The following is a 12,888-nucleotide window of genomic DNA, read 5'->3' on the forward strand; positions in this document are numbered from 1 at the left end:
TTTATTCTCCTATAAAAAATAAACGTTGGTTTTCATCTATAATTTTAATTTCAATAATTAACTTATTTATAGTATTTAGGTCTAAATCTAAATTTTCATATCATTCAATAATATTTAAACCATCTAAAAACTCATCTAAATACATTTCAATTTCACTATCATTATTTAATCTATAAGCATCCATATGATTAATTTTTAGATCATCTATAAAATATTGATTCATAATTACAAAACTAGGAGAAGTGATATTTTCTTTTATATCAAATTGTTCTAGTAAAGCTTTTGTAAAAGTAGTTTTACCTGCTCCTAAATCTCCTTTTAATAAAATATAAAAAGGAATTTTTTGGTTTTGAATGACTTTTTTAATCTTTTTTGCTAATTTATAGGTTTGTTCTAAATTATTGACTTTGACTTTCATATAAAACCTCATTTATTTTAATTATAAAACTGTTTTTTAAAACAATTATTAGTAATTATCTATTATATTGGTTATTTTGTAAAACTTTTTTCTAATACTTTAATAGGAGATGATAAAAATGTTTTTAGCTTTATTAGCAAGTATGAATTTAACTAATATAGAACATAATTTACAACCTTATAATAGAATACAAAATTTTAGATCTGAATTTAATGCAATTGAACAAATTAATTTAAATAAAACAATAATTGCATCAGATAACCCTAATACAAATAGCGATCATAATTTTTATGTATGTAGAAATTCAGCTAATTTTTATAATGAAAGTGTAAAAAGCCATATTTTTAAAGGTTTTAATTTTAAATTATCAGATGAATATATTTCATTTATTAAAGATGGATTAAAACTAGAAATTAGTTTAACTATAAACTTAGAATTTATAAATAATAAAGATGAAATTTTTAATAATAAATATGATCTAGTTTTTTATTTATCAAATAATAGTTTTACAAATCAAAGTTCAAAAGATGTTGTTTGAAAAAATGTAAGATATCAAAATAAAGATAAAACTATTACAGATTATATTGATACTAGAAATCATTGAGAATTTACTTTTAATAATCATTCATATTGATTTGACATAAAACATGTTTTTAATAAAAAGCATAATTTTAGATTCACTGATTTTAAAAGTTTAAATAGTTTTCATTCACTAAAATATAGTATTGATAAAATGAAATATCGTTTTTATACTCCAATTTCTTTATATGAACCAATAAAAAATCTTAACTTTAATATTAATAAAGATGATGTAAGTATTGATGATATTAAAAAACAAATTTATTTACAACAAACTAATTTAAAAAACTCTGAATTCTATAAGAAAAACAAAGTTTTATGAGATGGATTATATGATAATTTAAAACTAGAAATTCAAGAAGAAAAGAAATTTAAACGTTTTGTTTGAGATGATAAAATCAATGTTAAAATCAGTTTGCCTGTAAAACAAAAGTATAAAAAATATTTAAAAGATATTTATTTTATAGCTAATTATAATAAAAAATATGATCTAAATTGATTGATTGAAATAGATGAATTAGAAATTAATAAAACTGATTTAAAAAATATTAGTAGACACTTTGGTGATTTAAACTTATTATTTTTAACAGCACTTGATACTGAAATTAAAGATAACATATTAACTATTAAACCTAAAAAAGAATATGAACATAAATTTTATAATCAAAAACAAGTTGTTTTAAAATTTAAAGATAAAAATACTGATTTAACAAATTCTAATAATAATTCAAGTTCTAATAACCAAATAAATTCAAATACAATTAATCAAAATCAACAAATACAATCTCAAAATAATACTACTAATCAAATAAATAATTCTATTACAAATAATCTAATTTATAAGAATCCTTATTTGTATATAAGTATTGCTATAGGCTCAATTTTTCTAATTTGTTTATTGTTTTTATTAAATAAAATTATGATAAAACGTTTGAATAAGCAAAGAAAAAGTAGTTAGGTGATAAAATAAAATTCATAGGTAAGTTTATGAAAATCAAAGCAATAGGTCTATCAGAAAAAGGAAATTTTAGAAAAGAAAATCAAGATTATTTAAACTATTATAAAAATAGTGACGGTTCATTTTTAGCAATTATTTGTGATGGTATGGGTGGTCATAAGCACGGAGAAATTGCTTCAAAATTAGCAGTAAATACATTTGTTGATCTTTTTAAACAAAGTAGTTTTGATAAAAAAGAAAGTAAAGAAATTTTTTCATGATTAGAAAATAGTATTTCATATATTATTAATTTTATGAAAAAATATGTTGAAAATTTTATAGAAGCAAAAGATATGGGAACTACATTATCAGCTATTTTAATAGCAAATAATAATGCTCATATTATTAATATTGGAGATTCTAGAATTTATCATTTAAAAGATCAAAATTTCAATCAAGTTACAATTGATCAAAATTTAATGAACTCTAATTATGATATGCAAAAAATTAAACAACAAGCACAAAAATACTATGGAACTAGATTTAATGAAAATACTTATTGAAAAAGTTTAACAAGTGCTTTAGGACCTGCTAAAAAATTAAAAATTGATAGTTACTTTTTAAAAGATAGTAATGGTTTATTTTGTTTAACAACTGATGGTATACATGATTTTATTGATTCAAAAACATTTAAAGATTATTTAGATTTAAAATCTTCACTAAGAACTAAGGCAAAAAAACATCATTAAATATTCTATTAATAATTTATCAACAGATAATTTATCAATAATTTTATTAGAGGTTTTATAATGCAAAAGAATAAAAAAGATCTAGGAATAAACAAAGAAGAATTATTAAATCAAGTTGTAAATAATAGATACAAATTAGTTAAGTATTTAAACTCTGGTGCTTTTGCTGTTGTATTTAAAGCTTTAGATTTAGATGCTTCTGTTTTAGAAAAAAAAGACGTTTATGTTGCTGTAAAAATTATTTTAAAAGCAAAAAATAAAAACATTGAAGCAATTAAAAAACGTTTATTTTTAGAAACTAATACTTTTGCTAAATTATCATTTACAAAAAACATCGTTAAAATGAAAGATGTTTTTAGTTGACAAAACTATTATGTAATTGTAATGGAACTTATTGAAGGTGCTGATTTAAGTAAAAAATTTAATGCATATAATAACGTTTTATCTAATAGAGAATTTATTTACTATTTTTTACAAATCACTAAAGGTTTAAAAGAAATTCATGACAATAACATTATTCATAGAGATGTTAAACCAGCAAATATTTTAATTACAAATGACTCAAAAGTAAGAATTTCTGATTTTGGAATTTCTAAGATTAAAAGTATTATTTTAGATGATGATCAAAATCATATTTCTCCTGGAACTCCAAGATACACAGCTCCTGAACAATTTTTAAATTTTGAATCAAGAAAAGATGCTTTTTATTTTGAATCAGATATTTACTCAATTGGTGTAATTATGTATGAGTTTTTAACTGGTAGTATGTTGTATTTAAATTATGGAGCAAATCATACTAATTCAAAAGAAAAAGAACGTACTAATTTTCAACAGCACATTTTAAAAGATATTACTAGACCAAGAGAAATTAATCCAAGTATCTCTCAAGCTTTAGAAAATATTATAATGAAATGTTTAGCTAAAGATTATAAAAATAGATATCATACTTTTGATCAAATCATTCAAGATTTAGAACAAGCAAAAAAAGAACCAGATACTAATCTTGATTTTCCTAATATGTGATGAGAAGATGAAAAATCATTAAATATTAAAAATAACAACACTTTAAAATATCAATATTTTTTTAAAAATACAAATTATAGATATTTTTTATTTTGAATAGTAATAGTTATGAGTTTATTTATTATGTTTTTAATAGCATTAATTTTGAAATAAGGTGAGTAAATGCAAGGAATTTTAGTTAAAAAAGATAGTAATGAAAGTTATGTCTTTTGTCAAAACAATATATATAAAGTATATGTTAAAGGTAATTTAAAAAAAGGATTAAAACCTAAAGTTGGAGATATTGTTGAGTTTAGTATTCTAGATGATGGTAATGGATATATTCAAGAAATTAAACCAAGAAAAAACAGTTTAGATAGACCAAAAATCGCTAATGTTGATCAGGTTTTAATTGTAACTGCTTTATATGAACCTTTATTTTCATCATTTTTATTAAACAAATACATTATGATGTTAGAGACTTTAAAAATTAAACCTATTTTAATTTTTACTAAAATCGATTTATTAGAAAAAACATCTTATTATCAAGAAGTTATGCATAAAATAGAGTGATATCAAAAAATGCATTACCAAGTTTTAATTATTAATAACAAAGATAATTTAGAAAATAAAAAAGCTCTTATTGATAAACTAAAACAACTTTTAGAAAATAAAATTAGTGTTTTTACTGGTCAAACTGGTGCTGGTAAATCTACTACTTTAAATAACTTTTTAGATATTAATAAACAAATTAAAACTAATGAAATTTCAAAAAAATTAAATAGAGGAAAACATACTACAACTAGTATTCAACTTTATAATTTAGAAAATAATATTTTTATAGCTGATACTCCAGGATTTTCAGCATTTGATTTAGATAATATTGACATTGAACATATTTTATATTCTTGAGAAACATTTATTCCTTTTTTAAATAAATGTAAGTTTGTTGATTGTACTCATACTCATGAAGTTAAATGTGAAGTAAAAAAAGCTGTAGCTGAGCACTTACTACCAACATTCATTTATAATGATTATGTAAAAGTATATGAAGAATTAAAACAAAGTAGAAAGAATAAATATTAAAATGAAAAAATATATTATCGCTCCATCAGTACTATCAGCTAACTTTATGGATCTAAAAAATGAATTAGAATTATGTAAAAAAAATAATATTAATTGAATTCATTATGATGTTATGGATTTTGATTTTGTTCCAAATTTAACTTTTGGTTCTAAGATATTACACGATATTAAAAAAAATATAGACATTAATGTTGATGTGCATTTTATGGTTAGTGTTAAAACTAATCAATTTGAAGACTTTTTTTTAGATTATATAAAAGCAAAACCTCAAATGATGACAATGCATATTGAATCTTTAAAAGATAAAAATACAATCAATAAATTTATTGATTTATGTAAACAAAATAATATTTTAGCTTCTTTAGCAATTTCACCAAAAACTGATGTTAGTCAAGTTTATCCATTTTTAGAACAACTTGATAATGTGTTAGTTATGAGTGTAGAACCTGGATTTGGTGGTCAAAAATTCATTTCATCTAGTTTAGAAAAAATTCAAATTTTAGATCAATTAAGAAAACAAAAAAAATACAAATACACTATTGAAGTTGATGGTGGTATTAATGAACAAACTTCAGTTTTAGTAAAACAAGCTGGAGTTGATATGATAGTTGCTGGTAGTTATTTATTTGGTAGTGATGATTTTAAAAAAAGAGCAGAAGGGTTATTTAATGAATTATAAAAATATTGTAATTGTTACTGCAAAAACAAATCTAAACTTAGAAGCTTTTAATAACGAACAAAATTATATTATTGGAGTTGAAAGAGGTTGTTTAGATTTAATTAATAGAAATATTAAAATTGATTATGCAATTGGAGATTTTGATAAAGTAACTGAACAAGAATTAGAACTAATCAAATCAAAAGTTAAAAATGTTGAAATTTGAAGTAGTGAAAAAGATTATTTTGATGGTGAATTAGCAATTTTACAAGGTAGAAAAGTAAGTAAAGATGCTCAAATTATTTTTATAGCTAATGCTACAAAAAGATATGATAAAAACTATTCTATTTTTCATTTTATTTTTAAATATAATCTTAAATTTATTAATGATGATTCAATTTTATTTTTATTTGATAAAGGAACAAATGTATTAAAATTTGATGATTATCAAGATTATACTTATGTTAGTTTTATTTCAAAAGATAATACAAATATTACAATTAAAGGACTTAAATATGAATGTGAAAATTTAAGTTTATCTTCTTATAGTAATTCTTGTTTATCTAATGCTTTTATACCTTATCAAAATGGAATTATCACATCAAATAATCCAATAATTTGCATATTAACAAAATAATTATTTACATTGCCTCACTAGAGGCATTTTCTAACTTTATAGTTTTTTTATAATGTTAAAATAATATATAGTTATTAAGGAGATATATGAAAAAACAATTAAATCCTAAATATGATCATTTTCAAGTTGAACAAAATAAATATCAATACTGATTAGATAAAAATTTATTCAAAGCTGATGTTAATTCTAAAAAACCTAAATTTTCTATAATTTTACCTCCACCAAATGTTACTGGTAAATTACATATTGGTCATGCATGAGATACTAGTTTACAAGATGCAATTATTAGATTTAAAAAACTAACTGGATATGATACTTTATTTTTACCAGGAATGGATCATTCTGGAATTAGTACTCAAGTAAAAGTTGAAGCAAAATTAAAACAACAAGGTATTGATAAAAATAAAATAGGTAGAGAAAAGTTTTTAATAGAAGCTTGAAAATGAAAAGAAGAATATGCAAATATCATTAGAGAACAATGAGCTAAATTAGGATTAAGTTTAGATTATTCAACTGAAAAATTTACTTTAGATGAAGATATTAATCAAATAGTAAAAGAAATTTTTGTTAAGTTTTATAATGATCAAATTATTTATAAAGGAAAACAAATTGTTAACTGAGATCCAGAACAAAAAACTGCTATTTCTAATGTTGAAGTAATTTATAAAGAAACTCAAAGTAAAATGTATTATTTTAAATACATGTTAGAAGATTCAAATGAATTTTTAACTGTTGCAACTACTAGACCTGAAACTATGTTTGCTGATCAATGTTTAGTTGTTAATCCAAATGATACAAGATATCAAAAATACATTAATAAAAAAGTTATTAATCCAGTTAATAAACAAATTATTCCAATTATAAGTGATGAATATGTTGATATAGAATTTGGAACTGGGGTTATGAAATGTACTCCAGCTCATGATTTAAATGACTATCATTTAGGAATCAAACATAATTTAGATATGCCAATTTGTTTAAATATTGATGGTACAGTTAATCAGTTAGGTAAAAAATATCAAGGTTTAGATCGATTTGTTGCAAGAAAACAAATAGTAGAAAACGCTATTAAAGAAAATTTATTTGTAAAACAAGAAGACATAATTAATCAAGTTGGATTTAGTGAAAGATCAAATGCTATAGTTGAACCTTATTTATCAGATCAATGATTTGTAAAAATGGACAAATTTAAAGATATGGTAATTAATTTACAAAATTCAGATAATAGAATTAATTTTTATCCAAATAGATTTAGTGATGTTTTAAATAGATGAATGACTGATGCTCATGATTGATGTATTAGTAGACAATTATGATGAGGTCATCAAATTCCTTGTTGATATCATAAAAAAACAAATCAAATGTATGTTGGAATAAATCCACCAAGTGATATAGAAAATTGAACTCAAGATCAAGATGTTTTAGATACTTGATTTTCTTCAGGACTTTGAGCATTTTCAACACTTTTAAACAACAAAGGTTTTGAAAGTGATTATTTTAAAAACTATTTTCCAACTAGTGTTTTAGTGACTGGTTATGATATTATTTTCTTCTGAGTTGCTAGAATGATTTTTCAAACTTTAGAATATACTAAACAAATTCCATTTAAAGAAGTTTTAATTCACGGACTAGTCAGAGATGAATTAAATAGAAAAATGTCTAAATCACTAGGTAATGGAATTGATCCAATGGATGTTATTAAAAATAATGGATGTGATTCTTTAAGATTATTTTTATTAACAAATTCAACTCCAGGTCAAGATATTAGATATTCAAATGAAAAGATCTTAGCTAGTTGAAACTTTATTAATAAGTTATGAAATGCAAGTAGATATGTATTTTTAAACTTAGATGATGATTTTAAATTTGACCCTAATTTTTATAAAACTGATTTAGAAATTACAAATCAATGAATTTTAACTGAACTAAGTAAAACTCAAGAATATGTTTATCAAAAAATGAATAAATATGAATTTAGTTTAGCTGGAAATCATTTATGAGATTTTGTATGAAATAAATATTGTTCTTGATATATTGAATTTAGTAAAGTTAATTTAAATAATGATAAATTTAACAAACAAACTAAGCAAACTTTATTTTATGTATTAAAAGAAATTTTAGTTATGCTTCATCCTTTAATTCCTTTTGTCAGTGAAGAAATTTATTTAAAAATGGATTTAAAAGAATCAATTTTATTAGAACAATGAACTAATTTAAATTCTAATTATGATACTAGTTTTATTGATGATGTTATTAAAATGATTACAAGTATAAGAGAGTTTAAACACACAAAAAACATTAAAAATGATATTAAATTAATTGCAAATATATCAAATACTAATCAAAAACATACAACAACTTTTAATAAACATTTTGATCAAATTAATAGTTTTTTAACTAACTTTTGTAATACTAGTTTAACTAATAATTTAATAAAAAATAAAACTAGCTTATCAATTGATGAATACTTTATTGAAATTTCAAATGATTCATTTATTAATAAAGATGATTTAATTAAAGAATTAGAAACAAAACAAATGCAATTAACTAATGAAGTGTTAAGAAGTGAAAAAATCTTAAATAATTCTGAGTTTATTAAAAAAGCAAAAGCTGAAAAAATTGAACAAGAAAAAGCTAAATATCAAACTTATAAAGACCAACTTCAAGCAATAAAACAAAAATTAGAAGATTTAAAAAACAATTAAAATCTCTCTTATGAGAGATTTTTTATTATTGTTCTAAAATTTTGATAGTTAGCTATTTTCTATAAAAACAAGTATCTAAGATATAATTAAATTAGTTAGGAAATATTATGAAATATAGTTTTATAACAAACAAGTATGAAGAATCAAGTGATATTTTAGATGAATTATTAACCATATTAAAAGATACTAAATTTAAAAGAGATGACAAACAACCAGATATTTGTTTTGTAGTTGGGGGAGATGGTACTTTTTTATATGCTGTTCATAAATATCAATCTATTTTAGACAAATTGATTTTTATTCCAATTAAATTTGGTGGAATTGGGTTTTATACTAATAAAAACAGAGTTGATGATTTAAAACAAATTGATCTACATAACATTATCGAACAACCAAACATTACTGAATTAGGATTAATTGAAGTTAATTATGATGATAAAAAAGTTTATGCAATTAATGAGATTAAAATCACTAATCAAGTAAGACCTTTAAGTTTAGATATTTTTATTAATAATGAATTTTTAGAACAATTTAAAGGAACAGGGTTAGTATTTTCAACTCCAAGTGGTTCTACTGGATTTATGAAATCAGCAAATGGAGCTATTATTTATCCTGTTGTTTCATTATTTGAAATGCAAGAGTTAATGCCGATTTCAACTAACAAATTTAGAACTTTAAACGCTCCAATCATTTTTTCAGACAATGAGCATATTACTTTAAAATTAAAAGATCTAACTAATGTTACATTAAGTGCTGATACTTATGAATATGAATTTAAACAAACTGAACTTTTAATTAAACTAAGTAGGAAAAAAATTAAATTATTAAATTTAAATAAGGACAAATTTAACAAAATCAAAATTTTAAGAGATATTTTTGTTTTAAATGATAAGACAAAAGACTAAATAGGAGAGATATGAAACCATTAGTTGTAATTACTGGAGCAAGTTCTGGAATTGGACTAGCTTGTGCTAAATATTTTGCTGATAAAAATTATCCCTTATTAATACTTGCAAGAAGAAAAGAAATATTAGATAATTTAAATTTACCAAACACAATAACAGCTAGAGTTGATGTTAGAGATTTTAATCAATTAAATGAAGCTGTTAAACATGCTGAAAGTGTTTATGGACCTGTTGATTTATTAATTAATAATGCTGGAATTATGCCAATGGATCAATATGTTGATCAAAGTTTAGAAGATAAATATAATACATTAGATGTCAATATTAAAGGTGTAATTAATGGAATGGATGCTGTTTTACCAAGTATGTTAAAACAAAATCATGGAACAATAGTAAATATTTCTAGTGCTGCTGGAAGATATACTTATTCAGATCATTCTGTTTATAATGGTTCAAAATTTGCAGTTAATGCTATTACCGAACAAGTTAGAAGAGAATTAAGTGATACAAATATTAGATTTAGTTTAATTGAACCAGCAATTGTTGATACTAATTTATTATCAACAACTAAAAATCAAAGTATTTTAGATAGTTATTTAGCAAGAAAAAATAGTTTAAATGGTGGATTAAAACCAGAACAATTAGCAGAAGTTATTTATTATATTTATTCATTACCTCAAGATGTAGTGATTCCTGAACTAATGATTTCTCATACTAATCAAAAAGTTTAATCTAGTTTAACCTAGAAAAATATTCTAAATCAATTCAAATATATATTATTAGTTTTATAATATATATTAGTTTTTTAATGGCTTGTTTTATTTAGAATAATATAAATTGAAAGGATAATAGAATGCCAGATATTAAATTTACTGCTCTTGGTGGTCAGGATGAAAGAGGAAAAAATCTATACGTTTTAGAAATAGATAATGACTTTTTCATTCTAGATGCTGGAGTTAAGTACCCTGAAAAAGACATTTTAGGAATTGATACAGTGATTCCTAAATTTGACTATATTAAACAAAATAAAAAGAAAATAAAAGGGATTTTTTTAACAAATCCTAGTGCTTATAATATGGGAGCTATACCATATTTATTAAAAGAAATTGAAGCTCCAATTTATTGTAATGAAATCACAGAATTAATTGCAAAAATTAAGTTTCAAAAATTAAGAGTAAAAAATAAAGATCACATTTTAAAAGTTGTTCACGATAAAGATATTTTAAAAATAGGAAATACAAAAGTTGAAATTTTTAGAACAACTTCATCTTCACCACAATCATTTGGATATGTGTTTCACACTGATTTAGGTTCAATTGTTTATGCTGGTGATTATATTATTGATGGAAAAGAACAATCTTATTTTTCAACTGATTATACTCATTTATCTCAAATTGCAAAAAATGGGGTTTTAGCTTTAATTAGTGATGCTGAATTTGCTTCAAGAAGAGATTTTACTGTACCAAATCATAAAATTGATAAATATATTCTTGCTCCATTTAAAGAAAAAAATACTAAAATCATTGTTGCTATTTTTGAAGAAGATATTCATAAATTAGGTCAAATCTGTATGGCTGCAAAAGAAAATAATAGAAGAATAGCAGTTTATGGAAGAACAATGGATGCGGTTTTAAGATCTAATTTAATTCATGAAGATCTAGTTATAAAACCTGAAGATCTAATGTCAATTCAAGAATATGTAAATTCAGATAATGGAGTTTTAATAATTTCTGGAACTGGTGATGATCTTTATTCAAAACTTGCAAAGATAGCTACTTCAAATGATAGTTTAGTTGAATTTACAGAAAAAGATTTAATCATTTTAACAAATACTCCAGTTGCAGGAGTTGAAAAGCGTCATGCTCAAATTCTAGATGAATTAGCTAGAACTGATGCTAGATTATTAGCTTTAAGTGATAAAAATATTTGATCAATGAGAGCTAGTTATGAAGATATTAAAATGTTAACTTCAATTTTAAATCCAAAATATTTTATTCCAGTTAAAGCTTTATATAAAGACTTTTTAAGTGCTGAAAAAGCTGCAATTGAAGCTGGTGTTGATAATCAAAATATTGGAATTATTGATAATGGTGAAATTTTAAAATTATCAAAAAATCATTTAGCAATTTCAGAATATAGTGCTGAACATGGAAATGTTTATGTTGATGGTTCAGGAATTGGTGATGTTGGATCAATTGTTTTAAATGAAAGAAAACAATTAGCAACTGATGGAGTAATTATAGTTGGGGCAACTATTGATACTAGAAATAAAGAATTAATTTCTCTAATCGATACTCAAATGCGTGGGGTTTTATATATTCAAGAAGATAATCCTATTTTTAAAATATTACAAAGAGAAGTTACAAATTTAATTTTAGAAGGACAAGCTTTATATAAAAAAGAGCCTAAAAAATACGATCTTAACGAGATCAAAAAAGATATAACAGCAAGAATCAAACAATTAATAAAACAAGAATCAGGAAAAACACCAATCGTTTTAGTAATTATTAACGAATCAGATGGAAAAGGTTATATTCCTAGAAACAGCAAAAGAAGATACAATAACAATAACAAAAATACTAGAGCTAAAAGAGATAAATCATAAGTTAGGTTTATCTTTTTTTTATGAAATTTTATTTATATTTTAAGTAAATTATTTTCTAAAATTACCTGCTATATAATAGAGTTGTATTAATATAGAAAAATGGTACAAAATTGTGAATGACGAAAAGAAAATGTCGTTAAAAAAATTCATTTGAATGGGTTTTAACTACACAGTCGGTGTTGGGTTTATTGGTAATTTAGCAATTTTTTCTAATATTAAAGTTCAAGAAGAAATCAATCAACAATCTACGGGATTACATATTTTTTGAATTTTTGGATTATTAGGATTTATTGCTTCAATTTGTGCATTAGCGTTTGCAAAACTTTCTACTATTCATAAATCAGATAATAATGGTGGAACTTATTTATATGCAAGAACTTCTTTTGGAAGATTTATAGGTCTAATGGTTGCATTTGTTCAATACGTAATGTTGCCATTTATTATTGCATCTCAAATTTGAGGTTTTTTAAAAGCCTTTTTAATAACTGATTTATCGAGGACTTAATTGAGGATTTGATAAAATACCAGGTCTTGGAAATTGAAGTTCTTTAGTTTTAGATATTTTAGGAATTATCATTTATTTTGCATTTGCTCTAGTTATTTTTGG

12 protein-coding genes are annotated in these 12,888 nt (G+C 22.6%); 11 read left to right on the plus strand and 1 reads right to left on the minus strand.

Annotated elements, in window-relative coordinates; translation table 4 throughout:
• Window position 1 precedes the first annotated feature (1 nt).
• A complete protein-coding gene (gene tsaE, locus D500_RS03140) occupies window positions 2–418 on the minus strand; it encodes a tRNA (adenosine(37)-N6)-threonylcarbamoyltransferase complex ATPase subunit type 1 TsaE (RefSeq protein WP_008364458.1) in 417 nt (138 codons plus the stop codon).
• A gap of 118 nt (window positions 419–536) precedes the next feature.
• Here tsaE and D500_RS03145 point away from each other — a divergent pair, with 118 nt between their 5' ends.
• From D500_RS03145 to D500_RS03195, 11 genes are all read left to right on the plus strand, one after another.
• Window positions 537–1,955: a hypothetical protein gene (locus tag D500_RS03145; RefSeq protein WP_008364456.1), complete on the plus strand. Its 1,419-nt coding sequence runs from the start codon at window positions 537–539 to the stop codon at window positions 1,953–1,955.
• 29 nt (window positions 1,956–1,984) lie between these two features.
• A complete protein-coding gene (locus D500_RS03150; protein ID WP_008364455.1) occupies window positions 1,985–2,683 on the plus strand; it encodes a PP2C family protein-serine/threonine phosphatase in 699 nt (232 codons plus the stop codon).
• A 60-nt stretch (window positions 2,684–2,743) separates the two neighbouring features.
• On the plus strand, window positions 2,744–3,859 hold the full coding sequence (locus tag D500_RS03155) for a serine/threonine-protein kinase (protein ID WP_008364454.1): 1,116 nt from the start codon (window positions 2,744–2,746) through the stop codon (window positions 3,857–3,859).
• 9 nt (window positions 3,860–3,868) lie between these two features.
• The gene (rsgA, locus tag D500_RS03160) at window positions 3,869–4,771 is read left to right on the plus strand and encodes a ribosome small subunit-dependent GTPase A (protein ID WP_008364453.1); all 903 of its coding nucleotides are present in this window, start codon (window positions 3,869–3,871) and stop codon (window positions 4,769–4,771) included.
• Window position 4,772: 1 nt separating this feature from the next.
• On the plus strand, window positions 4,773–5,450 hold the full coding sequence (rpe, locus tag D500_RS03165) for a ribulose-phosphate 3-epimerase (RefSeq protein WP_008364452.1): 678 nt from the start codon (window positions 4,773–4,775) through the stop codon (window positions 5,448–5,450).
• A complete protein-coding gene (locus D500_RS03170) occupies window positions 5,440–6,066 on the plus strand; it encodes a thiamine diphosphokinase (protein WP_008364451.1) in 627 nt (208 codons plus the stop codon). Before rpe ends, D500_RS03170 begins: the two co-directional genes overlap by 11 nt.
• 86 nt (window positions 6,067–6,152) lie before the next feature.
• Window positions 6,153–8,771, plus strand: a complete 2,619-nt coding sequence (locus D500_RS03175; protein WP_008364449.1) for a valine--tRNA ligase — start codon at window positions 6,153–6,155, stop codon at window positions 8,769–8,771.
• Between the two features lie 107 nt (window positions 8,772–8,878).
• On the plus strand, window positions 8,879–9,676 hold the full coding sequence (locus tag D500_RS03180; protein WP_008364447.1) for a diacylglycerol kinase catalytic domain-containing protein: 798 nt from the start codon (window positions 8,879–8,881) through the stop codon (window positions 9,674–9,676).
• Window positions 9,677–9,687: 11 nt separating this feature from the next.
• Window positions 9,688–10,407 carry an SDR family oxidoreductase gene (locus D500_RS03185; protein WP_008364446.1) on the plus strand — a complete coding sequence of 240 codons (720 nt, stop codon included), beginning with the start codon at window positions 9,688–9,690 and terminating at the stop codon, window positions 10,405–10,407.
• Window positions 10,408–10,529: 122 nt separating this feature from the next.
• Window positions 10,530–12,281, plus strand: a complete 1,752-nt coding sequence (locus D500_RS03190; protein ID WP_008364445.1) for a ribonuclease J — start codon at window positions 10,530–10,532, stop codon at window positions 12,279–12,281.
• A gap of 112 nt (window positions 12,282–12,393) precedes the next feature.
• Window positions 12,394–12,786, plus strand: coding sequence for an APC family permease (locus D500_RS03195; protein WP_230197114.1), 393 nt, complete (start codon window positions 12,394–12,396; stop codon window positions 12,784–12,786).
• Window positions 12,787–12,888: the final 102 nt, after the last annotated feature.

It is taken from the genome of Mycoplasma feriruminatoris, from assembly GCF_000327395.2.
Taxonomy (GTDB): domain Bacteria; phylum Bacillota_I; class Bacilli_A; order Mycoplasmatales; family Mycoplasmataceae; genus Mycoplasma; species Mycoplasma feriruminatoris.